General features: G+C 71.3%; 21 protein-coding genes and 1 pseudogene. 11 read left to right on the top strand and 11 right to left on the bottom strand.

Translation table 11 applies throughout. The features are described from left to right. Window positions 1–122: 122 nt before the first annotated feature. Both OG289_RS37305 and OG289_RS37300 read right to left on the bottom strand, forming a co-directional pair. Window positions 123–3,839: a LamG-like jellyroll fold domain-containing protein gene (locus OG289_RS37305; protein WP_442819011.1), complete on the bottom strand. Its 3,717-nt coding sequence runs from the start codon at window positions 3,837–3,839 to the stop codon at window positions 123–125. Between the two features lie 142 nt (window positions 3,840–3,981). Further along, window positions 3,982–4,142, bottom strand: a pseudogene (locus OG289_RS37300) (flotillin); the annotation flags it as partial. Window positions 4,143–4,670: 528 nt separating this feature from the next. Between OG289_RS37300 and OG289_RS37295 the strand changes: the two are divergent. From OG289_RS37295 to OG289_RS37285, 3 genes are all read left to right on the top strand, one after another. Next, window positions 4,671–5,195, top strand: a complete 525-nt coding sequence (locus OG289_RS37295; RefSeq protein WP_327318427.1) for a DUF2231 domain-containing protein — start codon at window positions 4,671–4,673, stop codon at window positions 5,193–5,195. Window positions 5,196–5,387: 192 nt separating this feature from the next. After that, window positions 5,388–7,277 (top strand): glycoside hydrolase family 15 protein, encoded by a 1,890-nt coding sequence (locus OG289_RS37290; RefSeq protein WP_327318426.1) that lies wholly within the window; start codon window positions 5,388–5,390, stop codon window positions 7,275–7,277. Next, a complete protein-coding gene (locus OG289_RS37285) occupies window positions 7,274–7,756 on the top strand; it encodes a hypothetical protein (protein ID WP_327318425.1) in 483 nt (160 codons plus the stop codon). Before OG289_RS37290 ends, OG289_RS37285 begins: the two co-directional genes overlap by 4 nt. Before the next feature lie 413 nt (window positions 7,757–8,169). Here OG289_RS37285 and OG289_RS37280 read toward each other — a convergent pair whose 3' ends face one another. Next, complete coding sequence (locus OG289_RS37280) at window positions 8,170–9,270, bottom strand: nuclear transport factor 2 family protein (RefSeq protein ID WP_327318424.1); 1,101 nt, start codon at window positions 9,268–9,270, stop codon at window positions 8,170–8,172. Window positions 9,271–9,421: 151 nt separating this feature from the next. Here OG289_RS37280 and sigJ point away from each other — a divergent pair, with 151 nt between their 5' ends. Together sigJ and OG289_RS37270 are read left to right on the top strand one after the other, a co-directional pair. Beyond that, the gene (gene sigJ / locus OG289_RS37275; RefSeq protein ID WP_327318423.1) at window positions 9,422–10,360 is read left to right on the top strand and encodes an RNA polymerase sigma factor SigJ; all 939 of its coding nucleotides are present in this window, start codon (window positions 9,422–9,424) and stop codon (window positions 10,358–10,360) included. A gap of 32 nt (window positions 10,361–10,392) precedes the next feature. Then, window positions 10,393–10,671 (top strand): hypothetical protein, encoded by a 279-nt coding sequence (locus tag OG289_RS37270; protein ID WP_327318422.1) that lies wholly within the window; start codon window positions 10,393–10,395, stop codon window positions 10,669–10,671. Window positions 10,672–10,892: 221 nt separating this feature from the next. On the opposite strand, the gene OG289_RS37265 is transcribed toward OG289_RS37270, so the two are convergent. Further along, a complete protein-coding gene (locus OG289_RS37265) occupies window positions 10,893–11,327 on the bottom strand; it encodes a DUF6299 family protein (protein WP_327318421.1) in 435 nt (144 codons plus the stop codon). 229 nt (window positions 11,328–11,556) lie between these two features. On the opposite strand from OG289_RS37265, the gene OG289_RS37260 reads away from it, so the two are divergent. Next, entirely contained in the window at window positions 11,557–11,763 is a 207-nt protein-coding gene (locus tag OG289_RS37260; RefSeq protein ID WP_327318420.1) for a DUF5999 family protein, read from the top strand. 61 nt (window positions 11,764–11,824) lie between these two features. Here the strand turns inward: OG289_RS37260 and OG289_RS37255 are convergent, their stop codons facing one another. Both OG289_RS37255 and OG289_RS37250 read right to left on the bottom strand, forming a co-directional pair. After that, complete coding sequence (locus OG289_RS37255; RefSeq protein ID WP_327318419.1) at window positions 11,825–12,226, bottom strand: RidA family protein; 402 nt, start codon at window positions 12,224–12,226, stop codon at window positions 11,825–11,827. Next, the gene (locus OG289_RS37250) at window positions 12,223–13,485 is read right to left on the bottom strand and encodes an acyl-CoA dehydrogenase family protein (RefSeq protein WP_327318418.1); all 1,263 of its coding nucleotides are present in this window, start codon (window positions 13,483–13,485) and stop codon (window positions 12,223–12,225) included. Before OG289_RS37250 ends, OG289_RS37255 begins: the two co-directional genes overlap by 4 nt. 281 nt (window positions 13,486–13,766) lie before the next feature. Between OG289_RS37250 and OG289_RS37245 the strand changes: the two genes are divergently transcribed. Further along, on the top strand, window positions 13,767–15,407 hold the full coding sequence (locus OG289_RS37245) for an AMP-binding protein (RefSeq protein ID WP_327318417.1): 1,641 nt from the start codon (window positions 13,767–13,769) through the stop codon (window positions 15,405–15,407). A 15-nt stretch (window positions 15,408–15,422) separates the two neighbouring features. Next, the gene (locus OG289_RS37240) at window positions 15,423–16,277 is read left to right on the top strand and encodes a PaaX family transcriptional regulator (RefSeq protein ID WP_327318416.1); all 855 of its coding nucleotides are present in this window, start codon (window positions 15,423–15,425) and stop codon (window positions 16,275–16,277) included. On the opposite strand, the gene OG289_RS37235 is transcribed toward OG289_RS37240, so the two are convergent. Both OG289_RS37235 and OG289_RS37230 read right to left on the bottom strand, forming a co-directional pair. After that, the gene (locus OG289_RS37235; protein ID WP_327318415.1) at window positions 16,267–18,654 is read right to left on the bottom strand and encodes a bifunctional salicylyl-CoA 5-hydroxylase/oxidoreductase; all 2,388 of its coding nucleotides are present in this window, start codon (window positions 18,652–18,654) and stop codon (window positions 16,267–16,269) included. The genes OG289_RS37240 and OG289_RS37235 overlap by 11 nt on opposite strands. Next, window positions 18,651–19,478, bottom strand: coding sequence for an enoyl-CoA hydratase family protein (locus OG289_RS37230; RefSeq protein ID WP_327318414.1), 828 nt, complete (start codon window positions 19,476–19,478; stop codon window positions 18,651–18,653). The genes OG289_RS37235 and OG289_RS37230 overlap by 4 nt, the downstream gene beginning before the upstream one ends. Before the next feature lie 315 nt (window positions 19,479–19,793). Between OG289_RS37230 and OG289_RS37225 the strand changes: the two genes are divergently transcribed. Then, window positions 19,794–20,255 carry an ATP-binding protein gene (locus OG289_RS37225; RefSeq protein WP_327320918.1) on the top strand — a complete coding sequence of 154 codons (462 nt, stop codon included), beginning with the start codon at window positions 19,794–19,796 and terminating at the stop codon, window positions 20,253–20,255. Here OG289_RS37225 and OG289_RS37220 read toward each other — a convergent pair. From OG289_RS37220 to OG289_RS37210, 3 genes are all read right to left on the bottom strand, one after another. Next, on the bottom strand, window positions 20,209–20,391 hold the full coding sequence (locus OG289_RS37220) for a hypothetical protein (protein WP_442819010.1): 183 nt from the start codon (window positions 20,389–20,391) through the stop codon (window positions 20,209–20,211). The genes OG289_RS37225 and OG289_RS37220 overlap by 47 nt on opposite strands. 179 nt (window positions 20,392–20,570) lie before the next feature. Then, window positions 20,571–21,578 carry an ornithine carbamoyltransferase gene (gene argF, locus OG289_RS37215; protein ID WP_327318413.1) on the bottom strand — a complete coding sequence of 336 codons (1,008 nt, stop codon included), beginning with the start codon at window positions 21,576–21,578 and terminating at the stop codon, window positions 20,571–20,573. Between the two features lie 108 nt (window positions 21,579–21,686). Next, entirely contained in the window at window positions 21,687–22,910 is a 1,224-nt protein-coding gene (locus OG289_RS37210) for an arginine deiminase (RefSeq protein WP_327318412.1), read from the bottom strand. A 159-nt stretch (window positions 22,911–23,069) separates the two neighbouring features. On the opposite strand from OG289_RS37210, the gene OG289_RS37205 reads away from it, so the two are divergent. Together OG289_RS37205 and OG289_RS37200 are read left to right on the top strand one after the other, a co-directional pair. Continuing rightward, window positions 23,070–24,239 (top strand): SPFH domain-containing protein, encoded by a 1,170-nt coding sequence (locus OG289_RS37205; protein WP_327318411.1) that lies wholly within the window; start codon window positions 23,070–23,072, stop codon window positions 24,237–24,239. Then, window positions 24,236–25,147: a hypothetical protein gene (locus OG289_RS37200; RefSeq protein WP_327318410.1), complete on the top strand. Its 912-nt coding sequence runs from the start codon at window positions 24,236–24,238 to the stop codon at window positions 25,145–25,147. The genes OG289_RS37205 and OG289_RS37200 overlap by 4 nt, the downstream gene beginning before the upstream one ends. Window positions 25,148–25,244 lie beyond the last annotated feature (97 nt).

Below are 25,244 nucleotides of genomic sequence, written 5' to 3'. Positions count from 1 at the left end.
GGACATGCCTGTCCTTCCCCACGTGCGTAGTTGAGGGACCGGATCGCCCGACGGGGGCCGGCCATGTGCTTGTGAGCCGAGGGGGCGGGCCACGGCGAACGCCGGGGCCCGCCCTGTCCTGCTCAGTCCCCGATGGCGGTGTCGATCTGGTCCGAGCTCGCGACCGCTCCGGCGAACAGGCGCACCTCTCCGATCCGGGCCGGCAGATAGTGACCCCAGGCGGAGTCCGCGTACCCCTTGCCGACGGCGAAGGTTCCCGAACCGATGACCGCGGTGAACGCCTTCGCGTCACCGTTCTGGTTGTGTCCCAGATAGAGGCTGATGGTCCCGGACAGCGGATCGTAGGCACCGGTCAGCCGCACGGGGCTGTCGACCGCGGCCACCTCGTCGGAGACCACCGAGCTGAAGGTGCCGTCCTTGTTGAGGGTGCCGAAGTGCCACTTGCCGACCGGGACCGTGTGCTCCTCGAGGGTGGTGTCGTCGAGCACGGTGTCCTTGCCGGTCAGCTCGTACCAGAAGCCCCAGGACACCCCGTCGGAGTTCTGCTGGCTGAGCACCCCGCCGGTGTGGCCGATGTCCTTCGTCGCCAGCTTCGCGCCGTCCAGGGCCACGGTCGTGGTCACCGTGTACGCGCCGCTGCCGTCCACCAGCGGCCCGTTGACCGTGGCGGCGTCGTCGACACCGTCGAGGACCATGTCGCCGTCGGTCAGGGCGGCCCCGCCCTCCAGCGTCAGGCTCTTGCCGTAGCCGGACGTGGTGTCGGGGATCGTGGTGCCGCTGCCCTGGGCGGCCTCCCAGTCGCCGACGAGCTCCAGGCCCGCGTAGCTCTCGGAGGTCAGCAGCCGCGATTCGTCGCCCACCTCCTTGGGCGTCAGGGCGCGCTGCCACACGGCGACTTCGTCGATGGAGCCCTTGAAGGTGTCCAGGTAGCTGTCCCCGTACATCACCCGGCCGATCTCCATGCTGCCGTCGGCCGACCAGGGTGTGCCGGCGTCCGCCGAGGCCACCTGCTTGCCGTTCACATACAGGTAGACCTTCTTGGCGGTCGCGTCGTACACGCCCGCCACATGGGTCCAGACGCCCTTCGGCGATGCGAACGGCGACTCGGCTTCCCGGGAGAAGGTGCCTTCCGTGGAGAAGACCCGCACGCTCCACTTGCCGCCGTAGGAGATGACGAACGGGCTGTACTTCTTGGTCCACGGGCTGGCCGTGGACGGAGTCTGGCTGAGGAGCGACACCGTCTTCGTCGAGGACGGGTCCACCCAGGCCCAGGCCGAGACCGTGTACGAGGACCTGGTCTCCAGGACCGGGCCCGTCGTGGACGCGGAGCCGGCACTGCCGTCGAGCGCCAGCCCCTTGTCGGTGACCGGGGTGGCCAGCGGCTGCCCGGTGGCGTCATGGGTGATCAGGCCTCGGCGTCCGCGGTCGTCGCGTACCGCTCCGGCGGCGGAGAGCGTCGCGGGGTGCCGGGTCGTGCCCGCCGTGGCGGTGTCGGCCGCAACCCCGCCGGCCTCGTCGAAGTGGTACCTGGCCACCGGTCCGGAGCCGGCGGCGACCAGGAAGTCCACCGCGCTCCACGCCCCGTACCGGCCGACGTTGTCCTTCGCCCGTACGAACAGCGTGTAGGTGCCGGACGCGTCGGGCGTGATGGACACCGAGGGGCTCGCGCCGCTCGCGGTGGGCCAGGTGGTCCAGGAGGACAGGGTGTACTGGTAGGAGACGTTGTTGGTGTCACCGGTGGCCGGGGCGAAGGTCCAGGTCCCCTTGACGCCGGGACCGCCGGCGGCCGCACAGGCGTTGGGGGTGCAGCTGCTGTACGGGCTGCCGAAGGTGATCTTGGGTGCCTTCGGTGCGGTCGGGTCGACCTTGAAGTAGCACCAGCCGGTCGTCGAGGCGTTCGAGGGACCGGAGAGGTAGCTCTTGCCGCTGTTGTAGTACGAGCGCACCCAGGCCCGGTAGCGGTACAGCTTGCCCTCGGTCAGCGTCGACCAGGAGATCGACTGCTTCACTCCGTCCCCGACATAGCCGGTGGAGGGCCGCTCGTCGCCGTTGCCTGCGGTCGTGTCGGCCCAGGTGCCGTCGGTGTTCTTCTGGTCGAGGTCGAAGGCGACCCGCAGTTGGGCGCCGCTCTCACCTCCCGACTTGGTCTGCGGGGTCGCCGTCAGCGAGGGCGTCGGATCCGAGACGACCGCCGGGTCGGACTCGGTCCTCGCGCACACCGTGCCGGTGCCGGTCACCAGCCCGACCGAGGTCGGGGTGTCGGGCAGGCCGACGAAGTCCACGGCCAGCACCGCGTCGTTGCGGAAGCGCTTCCAGGCGGCGGTGTCGGACTCGTCGTGGGCCCGGATCTCCAGGGTCAGCCGGGAGAACTTGCCCGCGGCGAAGTCCTTCACCGTCGGCGTCAGGTTCTCGTTCGTCTCCTCCGGGTTGTCGTTGAACTCGATCGGGGCGTCCGGGGAGTCCGGGTCGCACAGCGAGCCGCGGCCCGCCGAGACATACCGGTCCCCCATCCAGTCCAGCTCCTTGGGCCGCGAGGACCAGGTGGTGGACGAGGAGATGTTGTTCGTCCGTACGAGGTCCACCCAGCGCGGGTCGCACTGGAAGGCCCAGGGCTCGGTGACCCGGAACGTCGCGTCCAGGACCTGCTTGCCCTTCAGGCTGCTCGGCGAGAACTCGAAGTACAGCCGCTGGGTGTAGCCGGGCCCGCAGTAGTACCCGCTCCAGGAGGAGCAGTGTCCGGCGCCCTTGCCGAGGTCGTCGTCGCCGTTGCCCCAGGCGTAGTCCTCGTAGCCGTCGCTGCGCAGCAGGGTGCGCTCCGACTCTCCCCAGGTCACGGTCGGGTCGATGAAGAGCGGGAAGTCCGCCGCCGGGGTGGTGGAGAGCAGGGAGGCATCCGGCACCACCGAGACGGCGTTCTTGGAGACCCGCACCTGCATCAGGGCGACCTTGTCACCCTGGCCGGGTTCGAGGCCGGAGCCCGAGGGGGCCGCCTCCTCCGGGTCGGCCGGTACCGGCGCCTGTGCGGAGTCCGCGAGCCGCTGGGCCGCGCGGTGCCCGGCGGCGACGGCACGGCCCGCCGAGTTCCACATCTGCGCCGTGGGCGCGCGGAACACGGTCTGACCGGCCTCATCGACGGCGGCCAGCGCGCCGGACGGGGTCCTGCGGACCGTCAGCCCGGTGCTGTGCATGCCGAAGTCGAGCTGCTTCAGTGCCTTGTTGGCCGCCGCCTTGGGGGTCTTGACGACCAGGACGTGCTGGAAGCCCTCGACGGTGGCGGTCACCTTGAGGTCCACGTCCGGGAGCACCTCGGCGTACAGCGCACTCGCCCCGTTGAGCTGGGGTTGGGGGAGCCTCCCGGGCCAGTCGAGGGAGAGCGACCTGCCGTGCTCGCTGATCGAGACGAGCGGTTCGCTGCTGCCGCCGCTGGAGAAGTTCATCCGTACCGCGGCGGCCTTCGGGCCCACGGACCCGTCCGCACGCCGTACCAGGGTCGCGTCGGGCTGCTGCCAGCCTCCGCCCGGCTTCGCCACCCGTACCGGAATCGAGGATTCCTCCAGGGTGAAGGTGTATCCGTCGGGGTTGGCGAAGACCGTCGTGCGCTCCGTGCGCTCACCGGCCACTTCCACCCGGCGGCCGGATTCCTTCGCCTCGGCCAGCGCCCGCTGCCCTGCGGAGGGGCCGGCGGCCGGTTCCGCCGCGGCCGCCGGGGCGGTCAGGGAAGGCAGTGCGGTCAGTACGGCTGTCGCCGTGGCGACCAGTGCAGCCAGTAGACCCCGTGCCGATCCCGTAGCCGTTTGTCTGACGTGATGTCCTTGTCTCAACTTCCCCCACCCCAGCATCACTTATTGACCGCTTACGCGCACTATCTATACGTGGGGTTAAAGTTGGCGCAGTAGTTACTTACATTTTTCGCCAACTCTTGACCCAGGTGCAACAAACGTTTCAAATGGGGCTGTTGCCTCCGCTTGTGTATGCCCAGTCGTCGGCGGGCCTCACGATCCCGGCGACCAACTGCTGTTGGCGCGGCCGGGCCTGACGCCGGGCCAACTCGGTCCGGGCGGCCAGGACTTCCCGCTGGGCGTGGGTCTGAGCGAGGGTCCCGCCTGGGCGGACCGGGCCTGGGCCCGGTCGACCACAGCCTTGCCCTCGCCCCTTCGTCGGACGGCTCCGGGTGACCCCGAATGCGGCCCACCTGACTCCGTGAGTGCGTGACGCCCACAGCACCCTGCCAACATCGCGCCTAATCGTCGCAAGGCCGCGGTCAACCGCGCCGCACAGCCCGCACAAGGCGGAAAGAGTGTCCGCCGGCACTGGGATTCCCCCGGGACCTTTCTGGGACTTCCGGCTGCATCAACGGGCACGGGCATGAAACACCCGAAAGGTCATTCGCGCAGGTCACGAACGCCCACCCATCGGGGCAGGTCACGCCTTCCGCCGGTCTCTTCCGGGACATCCGAGGGGGAGTGCCGCCGTGCCCCATTTGACCTGCATGAATGCGGGTCTGGAAGGGGTGCGACGGCACCTCTGGGATCACTCGGCCTTCCACACAGGGCCCGCGCTGTCATGCCGTCCCGGGCTGCGCCACCCCGCAGGCTCCACTCCCCCGGCTGGCACTCCCGTCCATGGAGGGTGAGGCTGGAAAGGACTGGCCTCGTCCCTCGGGAGGTGCCATGTACAGCAAGGTGACCATCGCGGGTCATCCCATCCATCCCATGCTCATCGGCTATCCCGTGGCCTGCTACACGGGCACTTTGGTGGGTTTCGCCGTCTACGCGGCCAACGGGCAGCAGTTCTGGCTCAACCTGGCCATCGCCCTCAATATCGCCGGAGTCGGCACGGCACTGCTGGCAGCCCTGCCGGGCATCATCGACCTGGCGTTCGGCATTCCCCGCCGTTCGGCGGCCAAGACCGTCGGCGTCGCCCACGGCGTTCTCAACGTCGCCGCCCTGGGCCTCTTCGGCGCCAGCCTCGGCGTCTACGCCACGCATTGGGACGGCCCTGCGACCGGCGTCACGCCGGGACTGGCACTGTCGTCCGCGGGACTCGCCTGCACGCTCGGCGCCGGTTTCCTGGGCTGGACGCTGGTCCAGGACTACCACGCCGGTATCCGGCTCACTCCACTGCAGGAAAGCGATGAACAGGCAGTGCAGCAGGCTCAGCCGATCCATCTGCACCGTGGCTCCCACGCGGCCTGAGGGGATGCGGCCAGGCCGCCCATGAACGGACCCCACGGGCCGTCCGCTGAACAACGGCTTGCCGGAATCGCAACGGCACTGCTTCGGACCGGCCGGTCGGCAAGGTCGTGCACCGGGCGTGCCGGCCGACAACGCGCACCCCTGGCCCACTCCTCCTCACCACCGTGCCGGACCGGGAAAGGGAGCCCTCAGGTGAGTGCCACACCGTCCGGGCCGGGCCCTTCGTCGCCGGTGCCGGACCAGCTCCGGGACCGGCGGACGGGCTTGCCCGACGTCACGGCCGCCCTGCCGACGAGGGTGGACGGGTACGCGGAGCTGCGGGACTACGCGGTGATCGGGGACGGCCGCTGCGTCGCGCTCGTCGCCCGGGACGGCTCGGTGGACTGGCTGGCCTGGCCGGACCTGGACTCGCCGACCCTGTTCGCCGCCGTCCTCGACCCCGTCCGCGGCGGCAGGTTCCTCCTCCAGCCCGACGTGCCCTGCACCGCCGCCCGCCGCTATCTGCCCGGCACCAACGTGCTGGAGACCACGTTCACCACCGCGGGCGGCACGGTTCGGGTGACCGACGCGCTGACCATGGCCACCCCGCACACCCTGGCGCCCGGCCGGGAGCTGGTCCGGCGGATCGAGGGCCTGGCGGGCAGCGTTCCCATGCGCTGGAGCGTCCAGCCGCGCTTCGGCTACGGCGCCCACGCCCCGCACCCGACACATCGTGCGGGCGTTCCCGTCATCACTTCCGGTCCTGAGGCGGTCGCGGTCTGCGCCTGGAACGCGGGAGAGCCACAGCACTCCTCCGCTGCCGTCGCGTCCGGCTTCCACGCCGAGGCCGGCGCCCGGGCTCTGCTCTCGCTGCCGTACGCGCATCAAGAGCCGCTGGTTCTGCCCACGCGCGCCGAGTGCGAGGCGCGCCTGGATCACACCATCGTCACCTGGCGGCACTGGACGGACGACCGCAGCTACCAGGGCCCTTGGCGCGAGGCGGTGCTGCGCAGCGCCCTCGCCCTCAAGCTCCTGGTCTTCGCCCCCTCCGCCGCGGTCGCCGCCGCCGCGACCTGCTCACTGCCCGAGGAGCTCGGCGGGGAACGCAACTGGGACTACCGCTTCAGCTGGGTCCGCGACTCCGCCTTCACCCTGAACGCCTTCCTCAAGCTGGGCTGCGCGCCGGAAGCGACCGGCTACTTCTGGTGGCTGATGCACGCCTCCCAGCTCACGCACCCCCGCCTGCACGTCCTGTACCGCCTCGACGGCGGCGCCCGCGCACCCGAGAAGATCCTGCCCCTTTCGGGCTACCTCGGCTCGGCGCCCGTACGCGTCGGCAATGCCGCAGCCGAACAGCTCCAGCTGGACACCTACGGCGAACTGCTGCAGACCGCCTGGCTGTACACCGCCGCCGGCCACCGGCTCGACGCCGACATCGCCCGCCGACTGGCCGAGACCGCCGACTTCGTCTGCGCCGTCTGGCAGAAACCGGACGCGGGCATCTGGGAAGTGCGCAGCGCCCCCGAACACTTCACCCAGTCCAAGATGATGTGCTGGATCGCCCTTGACCGCGCCCTCGACCTGGCCGGCCGGCAGCTGATCCCGGACCGGCGAGCGGCCCGGTGGCGCCGCGCGCGAGGGGCCATCGCCGAGTTCGTCGAAGACCGCTGCTTCTCTTCGCGGCTGAACAGCTACGTGCGCTCCGCCGGCGGCAGCGACGTGGATGCCAGTCTGCTGCTCGGGCTGCTGCACGGCTACCGTCCGCCCGGCGACCCGCGCATGCGCGCAACCCTCGCCGCCGTCCAGCAGGCATTGCAGGACGGCCCCTACGTCAACCGCTACCTCGGCGCCGACGGCGTCCCCGGCGGCGAGGGCGCCTTCCTCGCCTGTTCCTTCTGGCTCGCCGAAGCCCTCGCCCGATGCGGTCGCGCCGACGAAGCCGTGTCCCTCATGGACCAGCTCGTGGCGCTCGGCAACGACGTCGGCCTCTACAGCGAGGAAGTCGACCCGACGACCGGCGCGTTCCTCGGCAACCTGCCCCAGGGCCTGTCCCACCTGGCCCTGATCAGCGCCGCCTGCGCGATCGGGGCGGCCACGCGATGAGCGTCTGGGCGGCCCTGGCGGGCGGTTTCGTCGGCACCCTGGTGCTGACCACCGGCCTGCGCGCGGCCAACGCCTTCAACCTCACCCGCATCGACCTGCCGTTCCTGCTCGGCACCGCCTTCACCAGCGACCGGACCCGCGCAAAAGCCCTCGGCTACGGCGCGCACTTCATCAACGGCTTGATCTTCGCCCTGCTCTACTACGCGGTCTTCGCCGCCATCGGCTACAGCAGCTGGTGGCTGGGATGTGTCTTCGGCCTCCTCCACGGGCTCTTCGCCGCCACCGCACTGGTCAACATCCTGCTGCCCCTCGTCCATCCCCGCATGGGCACATCCCAGACCAGCGCCCCCGAGGTGGCCCTGCTCGAACCACCCGGATTCCTCATGCTCAACTACGGCCCCAGCACGCCCACCGTCACACTCGCCGCGCACCTCGCCTACGGAACACTCGTAGGAGGCTTCCTCACCTGGCAGGGCTGACAACCCCGGTCGGCGCTCTCGTGAGCCCGCTGCGTGGTTCCGGCGGCCAGGAACAGGCCGGGCCGTCTCCTCCGGCACCGGCCGGAACAGGACCTCGACGATCTCCTCCCACGTCTCGTCCAGCGGTCCGGGGCGAGGTGACGGGCAGGCGAGCCAGGCTGTGCATCATCCAGGCCTTGTGCCGTGACAGGCAGCGTTTGCCCGTGAAGGAGCGGCGTCCGGTGCGTGCGCTGGGGGTCCCCCCGGCCGAAGGCTGGGGGAGTGCCGGCCGAAGGCCCTCGTACTGGACGTACCTGTACCTGGGTCTTCGGCCGGTGCGGCGAGTGGGGGCACCTCCCACGCCTTTGAGGCAGTGGGGGAGCGTGCCTGGCGTCGCGACGGGGCGAACGTCGCCTGTCACGGCACCAGCCGGGTCAGTATCCGATGGCCTCTCGGAGAAGCAGCACGGTGCCGCGCCCTGGGCGGGGTTCCGCGTTGAGGATGAGCAGGCGGTTGACGGCGCTGGGCATCCCGTACACCGCCTGGGCGCGGGCGTTCTCCAGCGGGAGGGCGTGCTCCTCGACGCGGCGCAGCGCTGTGCTCAGGTCAGGCACCACCTTCTGCGCTCCGACGATCCAGACCGCGTGGGCGGCGCCGCCGGCGTTGGCAGGGAGTTGGCTGCCGCTGCCCGAGGCAAGGACGAGCGAGCCGGTCTCGGTGACCGCGGCGACGCTGTTGACGACGAATTCGGGGCCGGCGACCAGCTTTCGGATCTCGTCGGCGCCGGTGGCCCGGTCGATGGCCAGGACGCGCGGCCTGATGGCGTCGTACCGACCGCCGGCGTTGATGTCCTCGTCGATGCCGGACAGCCGGAGGGTCTCGCTGGCTCCGGTGAGCACGCCGGCGCCCTCGGGGACCAGGTCCTTGATGCGGGCGCGCGCGGCCGCGGCGTCGTCGAGGATCTCGGCGGCGAAGCCGTTGGCACGCAGCGCGGCGGCTACCCGCTCCAGTCGTTCGGCCGATGCCGGGTCGGCGAAGGATGCGGCCGGAGCCGGGGCGGCCGTGGCGTCTGCCGGGTTGGTCCCGGAGCCCTGCGCCGCGTGGGGCGCCGTGCCCGCCAGCGGGGAGGTGTCGAGGTACCTGACCTCGTACACCCGCTCGGCGAACTTCCAGCCCTCCGCGGTGCGCTGGTAGCGGTCGTGGTAGACGGCGTAGTTCAGACCCTGGCGTCCGTCGAGGGTGCGCGCGAGTTCTTGGATGTAGGCGCGGCCGGTCGCGGTGTCGCCGTCGAGCAGGATCGTGCCGGGGTGTGTGGTCTGTACGAAGAAGTCCCACTGGCTCTGCAGCCGCTCGCCCCCGGCACGGATCTCCTCGCGGCCGACCTGCTCGGCGGGGATGTTGGGCATGCGCAGGGCACCGTCCGGTGTGAACAGCGACGCCAGGCGGGGTCGGTCGCGCATCATCGCCGCGTCGGTGAACTCGCCGCGCAGTGCCTCGATCTCGACGCGGTCCGCGATGGCCTGGAAGTCGTTCATCGGAATCCTCTCTCCGTCTTGTTTGTCGTCCTCACCGGTACGACAAAGCAGCCCTTCGGAATGTGAGGCGGCGCGTCGGCCTCACATTCCGGTGCGCTGTCCTGTCGTAACGGGTAGAGGCGCAGAAGCGAGCGAGGGAGACGGCCAGACCATGACCACCAGAGCCGAGCCCGGCGACGATCAGAGCGATCCGGACCTCAGCGCGATCATGAGCGAGCGGCGCAGGCTGATCAACCTCGCCTATCGACTCCTCGGGTCCCTTGCCGACGCCGAGGACGTCGTGCAGGAGACCTACGCCCGCTGGTACGCCATGTCCGCACGGGAGCAGCAGGCCATCGATTCGCCCGGCGCCTGGCTGATGACGGTCGCCGGCCGCATCTGCCTGAACCTGCTCGGCTCGGCGCGGGCGAGGCGGGAGACGTACGTGGGCGACTGGATCCCGGAACCGCTGCCCGAGCCCACGGAGTGGATCACCGGGCGCTCCGGCGCCGGCGGGATCGACCCGGCCGATCGGGTCACCCTCGACGAGTCGGTGACGATGGCTTTCCTGGTCGTCCTCGATTCGATGACCCCGGCCGAGCGCGTCGCGTTCGTCCTGCACGACGTCTTCCGCTACCCCTTCGGCGAGATCGCCGAGGTCGTCGGCCGCACTCCGGCGGCGTGCCGCCAACTGGCCTCGTCCGCCCGCCGTCGCATCCGCACCGCGCAGACCCCGGCGGGCCCGAGTGCCGGGCAGGCCGGCATCGTCAGGCAGTTCAGAACGGCGTGGGAGGCCAGGGACATCGACACCCTGATCAGCCTGCTCGACCCCGACGCCACCGCGACCGCCGACGGCGGCGGGCTGGCCGTCACCCACCTGCAGCCGATCGTGGGCGGTGAGCAGATCGCACGTGCCTACGCCGAGATCGCGCGTGTGTCGGGCGACCTCACGACGTTCCTGGAGTGCACGGTCAACGGACTGCCCGGCTTGGTGGCGCAGCAGGACGGCGACATCGCGACCGTGTTCGCGTTCGAGATCGCGGGCGACCGGATCAGGCATATCTGGGCGGTGCGAAACCCCGAGAAACTCCGTCCCTGGCGGATCAGCTGAGGAGCGATCCGAAACACCGCAGCGATCGGATCGTGACCAGTGCCAACCCGTGGCGGCCGGCGTTCACGACGTGGCGACACCAGGCCAAGGCGTGGCAGCGGCTCAGCACACCGGGCGGCAGGGCGGCCGAGCCGACGCTCGTGACGACCGGCACGGGTTCCGGCACGGATTCCGGCACGGGTTCCGGCACGGATTCCGGCACGGGTTCCGGCACGGATTCCGGCACGGGTTCCGGCACGGGTTCCGGCACGGGTTCCGGCAAGACGGAGTGGAGAACGACCGGGGCGGCGAGGCGAGCGGCGAGGGCCTGACGGACGGGGATCGCCTGAATGACGACAGCGTACCGACGGAAGGCGTCAGTGATCCCTTTCCGGGCGAGGACGACGAACTCGGCCGGCTCCTGGGGCAGACCTTGGCCTCCCGGAACGCCAGGCCCCCGCGTGCTCCGGCTCCGTCTCCCCCGCCTCCGCCGGCTCCTCGCTGACCGCTCGCCGACGGGGCGGCCGGTCACCGCCCCGCGGAGTGCGACCGCTCAGCCCTGCGTGAGGGTGATGTTCCGCTCCTGTGCCGCGTGGAAGCGGGGCAGCGGCAGGCCGCCCGCGCGGCGGAGTTCCATCAGCGTGGCATCGACGTGGGCCGCGCCGTGGTCGAGGTCGTCCGGGGTGACCCTGCCGGTGTTCTTCCAGGTGTGCTCGACCCCGTCGCACACGGCACGGGTGCCGCCGATGCCGTACCGGACGTCGCCCGACTTCCGACCGACGGAGGAGCTGACGAAGACGGGGCCCGTGTTGCCGACGCAGCGATAGGTGCCCGAGAGGGTGACGGTGCCGTCGGCGGCGATACGGCCGACCGGATCGACGGTGACGGACTCCGACGGATCGGCGGTGGCGGTGGCGGTGGCCGCCGGAGCGGCCAGCAGAATCAGGGCGGCACCGGCGACCGCGGACCGAGCAGAGCGCAACGACATGGAGAACCTCCTGTTGTGGGGGACTCCACTGGTACCTGGCGGACACGCCCGCGGCGGCGATCGTCACTCCTTCGGTGGCGAGTCCGCACCGGCCGTCGACGAACGGTCCTGGAGTTGTCCTGGTGCTGTCACGCTTTCGGGCACCCTCTGGCGACGGCTCGGGGCCGGGCGCATGGTCTACCCATGCGGGCCGACCGGACGGCCGACCCCACCGACGTGGAGGTGCGCAATGTGTTCCCACCAGTTTCCCTGCGCTTCTGCCGACGCCCACCCCGTGCACGTCGTCGCCGCCCATCCCGAGCAGGGCTGGAACCTGCTGTGCGACGGCACGATCGTCTTCGACGACTCCGGCGAACTGCTGCCCGACGGTCGGGTCGTGGACCCGCACCGGGTGAGCCTGACCATGACCGCAGAGCGGGTGGCCGTCGCCGCCTGACCCTGATCACCGGCCCGGTCCGGCCCTGACCGCGGTCACCGATCGCGGTCACCGGCCCCGGTCACTGGTGCAGTACCGCGAATCCGTCCAGTTCTACGAGCGCCTGCTCGTCCCAGAGTCGTACGATCCCGACGACCGCCATCGCCGGGTAGTCACCGCCCGCCAACTCCCGCCAGATGCGGCCCAGTTCTGGAGCGCACTCGCGATACGCGGCGACGTCCGTGACGTAGACCGTGACGCGGGCCAGGTCCGACGCCGTCCCGCCCGTCGCCGTCAGCGCGGCCAGCAGATTCGCGAGCGCTCGCGCGAACTGTTCCGGCAACGACTCCCCCACGACCTTCCCGTCGGCGTCGAGCGCGGTCTGTCCGGCCAGGAAGACCATCCGGCCGCCGACTGCGACCACGGCGTGGGAGAAGCCGGTGGGCGGGGAGAGCCCGGGCGGATTGACGCGCTCGACGGTCACCTGGCCTCCAGGTCTGCGTGTCCGGCGTTTTCGACGTTTTCGACGTTTTCGAGGTGCCGCGCCTGCTCTGCACGTTCGTCGTGTTCGGCATGTCCGCCCTGTTCGGCATGTCCGCCCTGTTCGGCACGTCCGCCCTGTTCGGCGTGTTCGGCATACAACTCCCGGGCGATGATCCCGCGTTGGACCTCGCTGGCTCCCTCGTAGATCCGCGGCGCGCGCACCTCCCGGTAGAGGTGCTCGAGCAGATGACCGCGATGCAGCGCCCGCGCGCCGTGGAGTTGGACGGCCGCGTCGACGACGTACTGCGCGGTCTCGGTGGCGAGCAGCTTGGCCATCGCGGCGCGCTTGGGGACGTCCGGGGCCGCGTCGTCGTACGCCGTCGCCGCAGCGTGGACCATCAGGCGGGCCGCCTCCGTGCGCAGCGCCATCTCCGCGACCTGGTGGGCAACGGTCTGAAGGTCCATCAACTTGCCGCCGAACGCGTCCCGTTGGGCTGTGTGGGAGAGAGTGGCGTCGAGAGCGGCCTGTGCCATGCCGACGGCGAAGGCGCCGACGCTGGGGCGGAACAGGTTGAGGGTGCCCATGGCGACCCGGAAGCCGCGGTCGGGCTCGCCGAGCATGTCGTCCGCCGTGACCGGGACGGCGTCGAAACGGAGGGCGCCGATGGGGTGCGGGGAGAGCATGTCGAGGGCGGAGCCGGTGAGGCCGGGGCGGTCGGCGGTAACGAGGAAAGCGGTTACGCCGCGCGCGCCGGCCCCGGGTGTCGTGCGGGCGAAGACCGTGTAGAAGTCGGCCTCGGGCGCGTTGGAGATCCAGCGCTTCTCGCCGGTGAGCCGCCAGCCGCTCGCCCCGTCCCGCTCGGCGGCCAGGGACAACGCCGCCGCGTCCGAGCCCGCTCCCGGCTCGCTCAGGGCGAACGCGGCCACCGCACTGCCGTCGGCGACACGGGGAAGCCAGCGCTCCCGTTGGTCGGGGGTGCCGTGGGCGTGGACCGGATGCGCGCCGAGTCCTTGCAGCGCGAGCGCGGTCTCCGCCTCCGTGCAGGCGTACGCGAGGGACTCGCGCATCAGGCAGAGGTCGACGGCGCCGGAGGTGAACAGGCGGGAGAGCAGACCGAGTCGGCCGAGTTCGGCGACGAGCGGGCGGTTGACGTGGCCCGGCTCGCCCTTCTCGGCGAGTGGGCGCAGCCGGTCGGCAGCCAGGGTGCGCAGCTCGGCGCACCACGCAATCCGTGCCGGTTCGAGCGAGAATGCGGACATCACCTGTCCCCTCTGCCGTACCTGACCTGCCCGGCCACGCCGTACCCGTCCTGCCCGGGCATGCCGTGCCGGACCGGCGTAGCCCCTGCCTAATCGGGCCCGGGTCCGTGCCCCACCTGCGGGCTCGGCCGTTGGTGTCTCCTCCGACCACAACCAACGGTATCGCGTACCGTTGACTGTCGTCACCAACGCGATACGCTCGATGTGCGAGCCCAAGACGACGCCCGCCCGGGCAGCCCAGCCGGACAGACAGTCCATCCAGGCAAGGGGGGCGAACGCCCATGAACGTCTCGGCCCATGTCGACACCTTCGCCCGCGACCACCTCCCGCCGCCCGGCCACTGGCCCGACCTCCGCTTCGAGCTGCCCGAGCTGAACTACCCCGATCGGGTGAACTGCGCCGCCGAGCTGCTCGACCACGCCGCCCCCGAGCGGCCCGCGTTCCACACCCCCTCCGGGCCGTCCTGGACGTACGGCGAGCTACGCGCCCGCGTCGACCGGATCGCGCATCTGCTCACCGGCGACCTCGGAGTCGTCCCGGGAAACCGCGTACTGCTGCGCGGGCCCACCACGCCGTGGCTCGCGGCGTGCTGGCTGGCGGTGCTCAAGGCGGGCGCGATCGCGGTCACCGTCCTGGCCCAGCAGCGGCCGCACGAGTTGCGCACCATGTGCGAGATCGCGCGGGTGGGGCACGCGCTGTGCGACGTCAGGGCCGTCGACGACCTCGCCAAGGCGGAGATACCCGGGCTGCGAATCGCGACCTACGGCGGTGACACCCCCGACGACCTGCTGAACCGGCCGGCGCCGACCGAGCCGTACCGGGCCGTCGAAACCGCTTCCGACGATGTTGCGCTGATCGCGTTCACCTCCGGCACCACCGGCCGGCCGAAGGGCTGTCTGCACTTCCACCGGGACGTGCTGGCGATCGCCGACACCTTCTCGCGCCATGTGCTGAAACCGCTTCCCGACGATGTCTTCGCCGGCAGTCCCCCGCTCGGCTTCACCTTCGGTCTCGGCGGGCTGGTCGTCTTCCCGCTGCGGATCGGCGCAAGTGCGCTGTTGGTGGAACAGGCAAGCCCCCGGCACCTGTTGCCGGCGATCGCCGAACACCGGGTGACCGTGCTGTTCACGGCGCCCACCGCCTACCGCGCGATGCTCGACGAACTCGACGCGCACGACGTCTCGTCGTTGCGGCGCTGCGTGTCCGCCGGCGAGAACCTGCCCGCGGCCACCTGGCGGAACTGGCACGAGCGGACGGGGTTGCGGCTGATCAACGGCATCGGCGCCACCGAACTGCTGCACATCTTCATCTCCGCCGCCGACGAGCACATCCGGCCCGGCACGACCGGCGTCCCCGTGCCGGGCTGGCACGCGCGCGTGCAGGACGCGGGCGGCGCGCCCGTGCCCGACGGCGAGCCCGGACTGCTGGCCGTGCGCGGCCCGGTCGGCTGCCGCTACCTCGCCGACCCCCGGCAACGGCAGTACGTGCGCGACGGATGGAACGTCACCGGCGACACCTACGTCCGCGAGGCCGACGGCTACTTCCGGTACGTCGCCCGCGCCGACGACATGATCATCTCGGCCGGGTACAACATCGCGGGACCCGAGGTCGAGGAGGCGCTGCTGCGCCACCCGGACGTGGTCGAGGCGGCGGTCGTGGGACGGCCCGACGAGCGCCGGGGGCAGGTGGTGGTCGCGTACGCCGTCCTGCGGGAGGGCGCCCGGTGTGACACGGAGGCGCTGCGCGGCTTCCTGAAACAGGAGCTGGCACCGTACAAGTGCCCGCGCGAGTTCGTCTTCCTGGACGCGCTGCCGCGCACCGCGACCGGGAAACTGCAGAGATTCAGACTGCGCACCGAAGGTGCCGGAGAAGCCCACACCGGTGACGACACCGGTGGTGACACCGATGGTGACCAGCAGTGATACCGAAGACCTAAGATGATCAACGTGTCCGACCAGCCCGCACCCCGGTCTCTCATCGTCACGCTCTACGGCGCGTACGGCCGCTTCGCACCGGGCCCGGTGCCCGTCGCCGAGCTGATCCGGCTGCTCGCCGCGGTCGGCGTCGACGCGCCCTCCGTACGCTCCTCGGTGTCCCGGCTGAAGCGGCGCGGACTGCTGCTTCCGGCCCGTACGGCGCAGGGTGCGGCCGGGTACGAACTCTCCGACGAGGCACGGCAGTTGCTCGACGACGGCGACCGGCGCATCTACGCCACGGCGCCCCCCGCGGACGAGGGCTGGGTGCTGGCGGTGTTCTCCGTGCCGGAGTCGGAGCGGCAGAAGCGGCACGTGCTGCGGTCGCGGCTCGCGGGTCTGGGCTTCGGCACGGCGGCCCCGGGGGTGTGGATCGCGCCGGCGCGGCTGCACGACGAGACCCGGCACACCCTCCGGCGGCTGCGCCTCGACCCGTATGTCGACCTCTTCCGCGGCGAGCATCTCGGCTTCGCGCCGACCATCGAGGCCGTCGCCCGCTGGTGGGACCTGGCGGCCATCGCCAAGGAGCACGAGACGTTCCTCGACCGGCACGCGCGCGTGCTGGACGCCTGGCGGCAGCGGCCGGACACCCCGCCAGAAGCGGCCTACCACGACTACCTCCTGGCCCTGGACTCCTGGCGCCACCTGCCGTACGCCGACCCCGGCCTGCCCGCCCGTCTGCTGCCGCCGGACTGGCCGGGGACCCGCTCGGCGGCGGTGTTCCAGGGGCTGCACGAGCGGCTGCGGGACGCGGGAGCGGAGTTCGCCGGGGTGGGAGCCCCCGAGGCCTCCGGGAACCCGGGCGACCTCAACTCGTGAGCGTCAGGCGGGGTTTGGGCCCGTCGGTGCGTCCGGCGCGCGGGGGTCGGCTGCCCGCGCGGTAGGGCGCGGGCCAGTCGGCGCCCGGTCCGGTGTAGCCCTGTTCGGCGGCCGCGTGCAGAGTCCAGTTGGGGTCGTAGAGGTGGGGCCGGGCGAGGGCGCAGAGGTCCGTACGGCCCGCCAGGATCAGGGAGTTGACGTCGTCCCAGGAGGAGATCGCGCCGACCGCGATCACCGGGACGCCCGCCTCGTGCCGGATCCGGTCGGCGAACGGCGTCTGGTACGAGCGTCCGAACTCGGGCCGTTCCTCGGCCACCACCTGTCCGGTCGACACGTCGATCGCGTCCGCACCGTGCGCGGCGAAGGCTCGGGCGATCTCGACGGCGTCGTCGGCCGAAGTGCCGCCCTCGGCCCAGTCGGTGGCGGATATGCGCACCGTCATCGGGCGTTCCGCCGGCCAGAGCGCGCGGACCGCGTCGAAGACCTCCAGCGGGAAGCGCAGCCGCTTGGCGAGGGAGCCTCCGTAGGCGTCCGTGCGGTGGTTGGTCAGCGGGGAGAGGAAGCCGGACAGCAAGTAGCCGTGAGCGCAGTGCAGTTCGAGCAGGTCGAAGCCCGAGCGGGCGGCCCGACAGGCGGCGGAGGCGAACTGTTCGCGCAGGTCGGTCAGTTGGGCTCGGCCGAGCTCACGGGGCGTCTGGCTGTCCGGCCTGTAGGGCAGCGGGGAGGCGGCCACGAGTGGCCAGTTGCCGTCGGGCAGCGGTTCGTCCATGCCCTCCCACATCAGCTTCGTGGAGCCCTTGCGTCCGGAGTGGCCGAGCTGGACGCCGATGGCGGTGCCCGGCGCCCGCGTGTGCACGAAGTCGGTGATCCGCCGCCAGGCGTCGGCCTGCCGGCCGGTGTAGAGGCCGGTGCAGCCGGGCGTGATGCGCCCCTGCGGGGACACGCACACCATCTCGGTCATCACCAGCCCGGCCCCGCCGAGGGCGCGGGCGCCCAGATGGACGAGGTGGAGGTCGCCGGGGAGGCCGTCCACCGCGGAGTACATGTCCATGGGCGAGACGACGACCCGGTTGCGCAGGGTCAGTCCGCGCAGCCGGAACGGGGTGAACATCGGGGGCGTCCCGGGCGGACAGCCGAACTCCCGCTCCACGGCGTCGGTGAAGTGGGGGTCGCGCAGCCGCAGGTTGTCGTGGGTGACGCGGCGGCTGCGGGTGAGGAGGTTGAAGGCGAACCTGCGGGGCTGCTGGTCGAGGTAGAGGCCGAGGTTCTCGAACCACTCCAGGCTGGCGCGGGCGGCCCGCTGGGTGGAGGCGACGACGGGCTTGCGCTCCTCCTCGTAGGCGGTCAACGCCGTGGGGAGATCGGGGTGTTCCTCCAGACAGGCCGCCAGCGCCAGGGCGTCCTCGACGGCGAGTTTGGTGCCGGAGCCGATGGAGAAGTGGGCGGTGTGGGCGGCGTCGCCCAGCAGGACGAGGTTGCCGTGCGACCAGCGCTCGTTGACCACCGTGCGGAACGTGGTCCAGGTGGAGTTGTTGGACTTCAGGGGGCGTCCGCCCAGCGCGTCCGCGAAGATCTTGGCGCAGCGCTCGACCGACTGGTGCTCGTCGAGTTCGTCGAAACCGGTTGCTCGCCAGACTTCCTCGCGCATCTCTACGATCACGGTGGAGGCGTCACCCGTGTAGGGGTAACCGTGCAGTTGCATCACGCCGTGCTCGGTCTCGGCGATCTCGAAGCGGAAGGCGTCGAAGGCGAAGTCCGCGGCGAGCCAGATGTAGCGGCAGTGGTGGCCGGTCACCTGGGGCCGGAACACGGGGGCGTAGGCCTCACGGGTGGTGCTGTGCACACCGTCGGCGGCGATGACGAGGTCGTACTCCTCCGCCAGCCATGCGGGGTACGGCGCCTCCGTGCGGAAACGCAGGTCGACGCCGAGGGAACGGCAGCGTTCGTGCAGGGTCTCCAGGAGCCTGCGGCGGCCGAGGGCGGCGAAACCGTGGCCTCCGGCGGTGTGGCGGGTGCCTCGGTGCACGATGTCGATGTCGTCCCAGCGGACGAAGTCCTGCTGGAGGGCCGCGTAGACCTGCGGGTCGGCGTGTTCGATGCCGCCCAGGGTTTCGTCGGAGAGGACCACTCCGAAGCCGAAGGTGTCGTCGGGAGCGTTGCGTTCCCAGAGGGTTATCTCGCGGGCGGGGTCGAGGCGTTTCAGCAACGCCGCGGCGTAGAGGCCGCCGGGGCCTCCGCCGATGATCGCGATGCGCCGGGGGTGGCTCGTCGTCGCCTGCGGCCGCGGGGCGTGTGTGGCCGGTCGCGACCCGCCGCGGAGCCGCGGGTCGGCACTGTCCCGCGCCCCTTGGGCCGGCATCCCTGAGGTTGGCATCATCGGCCCCGCCACTTCGGTGGGCGCTTCTCCGTGAAAGCCGCGTGGAACTCGGCGTAGTCCTCGCCGTTCATCAAGAGGGCCTGGGTCGCGGCGTCCAGTTCCACCGCCGCCGCCAGGGGCATGTCCAGCTCGGCCGTCAGCAGGGCCTTCGTCTGGGCGTACGCCAGCGCGGGGCCGTCGGCCAGGCGGCGGGCCAGGGTCTGTGCGGCCTCGTCGGCTCGCCCCTCCTCCGTCAGTTCGCTGATCAGGCCGATCCGCTCGGCTTCGGGGGCGCGGACCGGTTCGCCGAGCATGAGCAGGCGGGTGGCGTGGCCGAGGCCGACGACGCGGGGCAGGAGGTAGGCGGCGCCCATGTCGCCGCCGGAGAGACCGACGCGGGTGAAGAGGAACGCGAAGCGGGCGCTGGGGTCGGCGATCCGGAAGTCCGCGGCCAGGGCGAGGACCGCGCCGGCGCCCGCCGCGACTCCGTGCAGGGCCGCGATCACCGGGAACGGGCACTCCCGTACGGCCCGCACGACCTGGCCGGTCATCCGGTTGAAGTCGAGGAGCCGGCCGGTGTCCATGCCGAGGGTGGCGCCGATGATCTCGTCGACGTCTCCGCCGGAACAGAAACCGTTTCCCCCGCCGGCCAGGACCAGGGCGCGGACCGACCGTTCCCGGGACAGTTCGGCGAGCAGGTCGCGCAGGTCGGCGTAGGCGCCGAAGGTGAGGGCGTTGAGTTTCTCGGGACGGGCCAGGGTGACGGTGGCGATGCCGTCGGTGAGCTCGACACGCAGGTGGTGCCAGTCGGAGGTGCGGGCGGCGGAGCCGGTGAAGGGACTCATGAGGGCGGCCTCCTCGACAGTCACCTTCGAAGTTATCACCCTCTCGTGACTGTCGTCACGAGTGCGCGATAGGCCGTTCGGGCAGAATCGCCGTGTCACCGCACAGCATGTTCCCGTCACACACGTCACCGGTCGTCGATAAGGCGGTAACAACGGGATCAGGTGCGCGAGGGGGACCGTTGACCCGGGTAAGCCGCCGGGTAGCGGGGCCGAGGGTCCCGTACGGCGCCCACTGAGCGCCTCTGCCGGAGGCCGCCGTACCATTCATAAAGTTGAAAGCAGGACCGCCTGATGTCGATCACGGGAACCTGCGCCATGAACGGACTCACCTTGCACGAACGCCCCTCCGACGCCGCCTCCTCCTGGCGTATCGCACTGCCGCATTCCGCCGCGGCCGTGCCGGTGGCCCGTGCACTGGTCCGTACGGCGCTGGCCGAGCTGAAGCACGGGGCGGACAGCGACACCGCGGAGCTGCTCACCGCCGAGCTGGTGGCGAACGCGGTGGAGCACACCAGCGGGGACGCCCCGATCGAGCTGGTGGTGGAGCTGCGGCCGACCGGCTGCCGGGTCGAGGTGCACGACCCCGACCCGGTGCCGCCCGGCGACCTCACGCGCCCCTGCGGCGAGGAGCCCGACCCCTGGCAGGAGCACGGACGCGGGCTGCTGCTGATCCGCGCCCTCAGCTCGTCCTGCGGGCACCGGCCCACGGAGCAGGGCAAGGCCGTGTGGTTCAGGCTGGCCGCGGTTCCGCCGCAGTGGCGTCCGCGTCCGGCGTGACGTCGGCCGGCCCGGCCCGACCGGGCGTGACACCCGCCAACCGGGAGTCGCGGCGCCCGGAGAAGACGTACAGCACGAGTCCGGCCGCGAGGAACAGCTCGAACCGGAGCCAGGCCGTGGGGCCGGTCTCGTACATCAGGTAGCGGCGGAAGCCGATGCCGAGCAGGGGCAGCAGGGGAAGAGCGGGACGCGGATGGTGCGGGCCAGGTGGGGCTCGCGACGGCGTTTCCGGTGGTGCGGGGTGTGACGGGGGTTGCGTCGCGCGGCGGGCCCGGGATGGGTGGCTCCGGGCCGCCGGGCGGCATGAGGCCCAGGTCAGGCCAGGGTTGCCACGAGTACGGCCTTGATGGTGTGCAGACGGTTCTCCGCCTCGTCGAAGACGACCGAGTGCTCGGACTCGAAGACCTCGTCGGTGACCTCCAGGGAGTCGAGGCCGTGGCTGTCGTATATGTCCTGGCCGACCTTCGTGCCCAGGTCGTGGAAGGCGGGCAGGCAGTGCAGGAACCTGACGTCGGGGTTGCCGGTGGCGCGCAGGACGTCCATGGTCACGGCGTACGGGGCGAGGGCGGTGATCCGCTCGTCCCAGACCTCCTTGGGCTCGCCCATGGAGACCCACACGTCGGTGGCGACGAAGTCGGCGCCGGCCACGCCTTCGGTGACGTCCTCGGTGAGCATGATCGTGGCGCCGGAGTCCTCGGCCAGCTCGCGGGCCCGGGCGACGACCTCGTCACCGGGCCAGTACGCCTTGGGCGCGACGACGCGGACGTCCATACCGAGCAGCGCCCCGGTGACCAGGTAGGAGTTGCCCATGTTGAAGCGGGCGTCACCGAGGTAGGCGAACGCGATCCGGTTCAGCGGCTTGTCGCTGTGCTCGGTCATGGTGAGTACGTCGGCGAGCATCTGGGTGGGGTGCCAGTCGTCGGTGAGGCCGTTGTAGACGGGCACGCCCGCATGGGCGGCGAGCTCCTCGACCTTCTGCTGGCTGTCGCCGCGGTACTCGATGCCGTCGTACATCCGGCCCAGGACGCGGGCGGTGTCCTTCACGGACTCCTTGTGGCCGATCTGCGAGCCCGAGGGGTCGAGGTACGTGGTGGAGGCGCCCTGGTCGGCGGCGGCGACCTCGAACGCGCAGCGGGTGCGCGTCGAGGTCTTCTCGAAGATCAGCGCGATGTTCTTCCCGCGCAGGTGCTGCGGCTCGGTCCCGGCCTTCTTGGCGGCCTTCAGGTCGGCGGCCAGCTCGATCAGGCCGCGGAACTCCTGCGCCGTGAAGTCCAGTTCCTTGAGGAAGTGGCGGCCGGCGAGGGCGGTCGGGACAGTCGCCATGGGGGCGCTCCAGAGGTACGAGAACAGGGCCGTGGAAGTCTATACGAAGATTAGCATTTCTATACAGTTACTACGGTCACCCGTTCGACTGCCGTACGGCTTCGGCTTCTACACGGCCGCCCGTTCGACCGGACAGCTCATGCAGCGCGGCCCGCCCCTCCCTCGACCCAGTTCGCTGCCCGGGATCTCGATCACTTCGATGCCCTGTTTGCGCAGGTGGGTGTTGGTGGTGACATTGCGCTCGTAGGCGATGACGACACCCGGTTCCACGGCGAGGACGTTGCAGCCGTCGTCCCACTGCTCCCGTTCGGCCGCGTGGACGTCCTGGGTGGCGGTGAGCACGCGGATCTCGCTGAGGCCGAGGGCTGCGGCGATCGCGCGGTGCATGTGCTCCGGCGGATGGTCGGTGACCTTCAACTCCTTCTCGCCGACGCCCGGTTCGATGGTGTACGAGCGGAGCATGCCGAGGCCCGCGTACTGGGTGAAGATGTCGGCGTCGACCATCGTCATCACGGTGTCGAGGTGCATGAAAGCGCGCCGTTTCGGCATGTCGAGGGCCACGATGGTCTCGGCCGAGCCCGCGGCGAACAGCTTGTGGGCGAGCATCTCGACGGCCTGCGGGGTGGTGCGCTCGCTCATGCCGATCAGCACGGCACCGTTGCCGATGACGAGGACGTCGCCGCCCTCGATGGTGGACGGATAGTCGGACTGCCCCTCGGACCAGACGTGGAACGTTTCGCCACGGAAGAGGGGGTGGTGCCGGTAGATCGCCTCGAAGTGGACGGTCTCGCGCTGCCGGGCCGGCCAGCGCATGGCGTTGATGGCGACGCCGTCGTAGATCCAGGCGGAGGTGTCGCGGGTGAAGAGGTGGTTGGGAAGGGGGTCGAGGAGGAAGTCGTCGAGGTCCATGACATGGAAGCGCACGGAAGTCGGTTCGGGATGCGCTTCCAGAAACTCCCGCTTGGTCATGCCGCCGACGAGGGCCTCCGCCAGTTCCGGGGCGGGGAGGGTCTCGAAGGCGGCGCGGAGGTGGTCGGTGGCGAGCACCCCGTACTCCTTCTCGTCGAAGACGCGGTCCAGGACGAGCGCTCTGGCCACGGGGAGCCCCAGGGCCTCGGTGAGCAGATCGCCGAAGAGGTGGACGGCGACACCGCGGTCGCGCAGCACGTCGGCGAACCCGTCGTGCTCGGCGCGCGCCCGGCGCACCCACAGCACGTCGTCGAAGAGCAGCGCGTCCTTGTTGCTGGGGGTGAGCCTTTTGAGCTCGAGATCCGGCCGGTGCAGGATGACGCGGCGCAGCCGCCCGGCCTCGGAGTCGACATGGAATCCCATGCCTCCATCCTGACCATCGGGGACCGCCTTCACCCGCTGTCCGACCGTTTCCGTATCCGCTTTCACATCCGCTCGGTTTTCGTCCCCTTGACGACAACCCGCCTCGCGACTATCGTCGGATTATCGTCGTAGTGACGACAATTGCGAGGGGGATCACTCATGGCCGACATCACCCGGCGGCTGGGCTGGCGTCATCTGCGCGGCGCCCCCACGGCACACGTCCGCCACCACCGCTCGGGCAAGCTGGCGCACGACGGACCGGGGCTCAGCTTCTGGTTCCGGTCGCTGAGCGCCGCACTCTCCGAAGTGCCGGTCGACGACCGCGAGTTGGCCATGACCTTCCACGCCCGTACGGTCGACTTCCAGGACGTCGCGGTGCAGGCGACGGTGACCTACCGGATCAGCGATCCGGCCGTGGCCGCCGCCCGCCTCGACTTCTCCGTCGACCCGGACACCGGGGTGTGGCGCAGCGCGCCACTGGAGCAGCTCGGCACGCTGCTGACGGAGACGGCGCAGCAGCACGCGCTGGACGTCCTCGCGCGCACGTCGCTGTCGTCGGCGCTGGTGGACGGTGTGACGGCGGTGCGGGAGCGGGTCGCGGCGGGGTTGGCGGCGGAGCCGCGGCTGCTGGCCACGGGCATCGAGATCGTGGCCGTCCGGGTCGTCGCGCTGCGTCCGGAGCCGGAGGTGGAGCGGGCGCTGCGGACCCCGGCGCGCGAGCTGATCCAGCAGGAGGCCGACCGTGCGACGTACGAGCGGCGGGCGGTTGCCGTCGAGCGGGAGCGGACGATCGCCGAGAACGAACTGGCCAGCAGGATCGAACTGGCCCGTCGCGAGGAGCAGTTGGTCGAGCAGCGTGGCACGAACGCCCGTCGGGAGGCGGAGGAGAACGCGGCGGCGGACAAGGTACGGGCTCAGGCGGAGGCGACACGGACCGTGCGGCTCGCGGAGGCAGAGGCCGCGCGGTCGGTGAAGCTGGCGGAGGCCGAGGCCGCGAAACAGGTGCGGTTGGCGGACGCCGAGGCGCAGCGTTCGGAGCGGCTGACCCAGGCGGAGGCGTCACGCACGGTCCGCCTCGCGGAGGCGGAAGCGGCCCGCTCGGTGCGGCTGGCCCGCGCCGAGGCGGAGGCGTCGCGCGAGGTCGGCGAGGCGCGGGCCCAGGCGCAGGCGGCCTGGCTGCGGGTGCACGCGGACGTCGACGTGGCGACCCTGCACGCCCTCACCGGGACGCGGCTCGCGGAGAACCTGCCGCACATCGACAGCGTGACGATCTCGCCGGACGTCCTGACCGGGCTCCTGTCGAGGCTCGGCGCCGGGGAACGGGAGTGAGTCTCGCCCCGCGGGCCGTGCTGGTCCACCGCACCACGGAGTACGAGGAGTTGGTGGCCCGGCACGGCACGCACGGCCAGGCCGCCTTCTTCCTCTCCTCGCGGGGCCGGGACATCGAGGAGGTCGCCGAGCGCCACCGCCGCACGAGGCGGGCGCTGGCGGAGGTGACCGCGGCGATCCCCCTGACATGGCGTCAAACAAAGCTCGAGCGAACCGACTTGGACCGCTTTCTCTTCGCGCCCGAGGACGTGGTGGTCGTGGTCGGGCAGGACGGTCTGGTGGCGAACGTCGCCAAGTACCTCGCCGGGCAGCCGGTGGTGGGCATCGACACGGACCCCGGCCGCAATCCGGGCGTCCTGGTCCGCCACCGTCCGGGGGACGCGCGGATGCTCCTGCCCTCCGTGCTCGCGGCGGGCACCGGCACGGCCGAGCTGACCATGGTCGAGGCGGTCGCCGACGACACGCAGCGGCTGCTGGCCCTCAACGAGATCTACCTGGGCGCCGCAGGCCACCAGACCGCCCGCTACCGCCTTGGCCTCGACGACGACGGGGGTGCCGTCGAGGCCCAGGCCTCCTCCGGGGTGCTGGTGGGCACGGGCACGGGGGCGACCGGCTGGATCCGGTCGGTGTGGCAGGAACGGGGCGGCGGGGGTGACGGCGCCCCGCGGCTGCCGGGCCCGACGGAGGACCGCCTGGTGTGGTTCGTACGGGAGGCCTGGCCGTCCCCCGCGACCGGCACGTCGCTGGTCGCGGGAGAGCTCGCGGCCGGCGGCCGGCTGACCCTCACCGTCGAGTCGGAACGCCTCATCGCCTTCGGGGACGGGATCGAGAGCGACGCGGTGGAGCTGACATGGGGGCAGCGGGTGCGGGTGGGTAGGGCGGGGACGGCACTGCGGCTGGTCGGTTGAACCGCGTGCCGCCCACGGGTCAGGACAACAGGTCCTCCGCCCACCTGCGGCACTCCGCCGTCGGACAGCCCGGCCCGGGCGGCGAGCACCCGCAGCC

The sequence above is a fragment of the Streptomyces sp. NBC_01235 genome (assembly GCF_035989285.1).
Classification (GTDB): Bacteria; Actinomycetota; Actinomycetes; order Streptomycetales; family Streptomycetaceae; genus Streptomyces.
Note: the sequence above shows the minus strand (reverse complement) of the source record. Positions and strands in the feature narration are given on the sequence as shown.

What these genes read in the sequence shown, in the direction of transcription:
- OG289_RS37280 (WP_327318424.1), bottom strand. Translation starts at nt 9,270, where the DNA reads ATGAACGACTTCCAGGCCATCGCGGACCGCGTCGAGATCGAGGCACTG.
- OG289_RS37265 (WP_327318421.1), bottom strand. Translation starts at nt 11,327, where the DNA reads ATGTCGTTGCGCTCTGCTCGGTCCGCGGTCGCCGGTGCCGCCCTGATT.
- OG289_RS37210 (WP_327318412.1), bottom strand. Translation starts at nt 22,910, where the DNA reads ATGGGATTCCATGTCGACTCCGAGGCCGGGCGGCTGCGCCGCGTCATC.
- OG289_RS37245 (WP_327318417.1), top strand. Translation starts at nt 13,767, where the DNA reads ATGAACGTCTCGGCCCATGTCGACACCTTCGCCCGCGACCACCTCCCG.
- OG289_RS37235 (WP_327318415.1), bottom strand. Translation starts at nt 18,654, where the DNA reads ATGATGCCAACCTCAGGGATGCCGGCCCAAGGGGCGCGGGACAGTGCC.
- argF (WP_327318413.1), bottom strand. Translation starts at nt 21,578, where the DNA reads ATGGCGACTGTCCCGACCGCCCTCGCCGGCCGCCACTTCCTCAAGGAA.
- OG289_RS37240 (WP_327318416.1), top strand. Translation starts at nt 15,423, where the DNA reads ATGATCAACGTGTCCGACCAGCCCGCACCCCGGTCTCTCATCGTCACG.
- OG289_RS37220 (WP_442819010.1), bottom strand. Translation starts at nt 20,391, where the DNA reads ATGTACGAGACCGGCCCCACGGCCTGGCTCCGGTTCGAGCTGTTCCTC.
- OG289_RS37295 (WP_327318427.1), top strand. Translation starts at nt 4,671, where the DNA reads ATGTACAGCAAGGTGACCATCGCGGGTCATCCCATCCATCCCATGCTC.
- sigJ (WP_327318423.1), top strand. Translation starts at nt 9,422, where the DNA reads ATGACCACCAGAGCCGAGCCCGGCGACGATCAGAGCGATCCGGACCTC.
- OG289_RS37225 (WP_327320918.1), top strand. Translation starts at nt 19,794, where the DNA reads ATGAACGGACTCACCTTGCACGAACGCCCCTCCGACGCCGCCTCCTCC.
- OG289_RS37305 (WP_442819011.1), bottom strand. Translation starts at nt 3,839, where the DNA reads ATGCTGGGGTGGGGGAAGTTGAGACAAGGACATCACGTCAGACAAACG.
- OG289_RS37260 (WP_327318420.1), top strand. Translation starts at nt 11,557, where the DNA reads ATGTGTTCCCACCAGTTTCCCTGCGCTTCTGCCGACGCCCACCCCGTG.
- OG289_RS37250 (WP_327318418.1), bottom strand. Translation starts at nt 13,485, where the DNA reads ATGTCCGCATTCTCGCTCGAACCGGCACGGATTGCGTGGTGCGCCGAG.
- OG289_RS37285 (WP_327318425.1), top strand. Translation starts at nt 7,274, where the DNA reads ATGAGCGTCTGGGCGGCCCTGGCGGGCGGTTTCGTCGGCACCCTGGTG.
- OG289_RS37230 (WP_327318414.1), bottom strand. Translation starts at nt 19,478, where the DNA reads ATGAGTCCCTTCACCGGCTCCGCCGCCCGCACCTCCGACTGGCACCAC.
- OG289_RS37205 (WP_327318411.1), top strand. Translation starts at nt 23,070, where the DNA reads ATGGCCGACATCACCCGGCGGCTGGGCTGGCGTCATCTGCGCGGCGCC.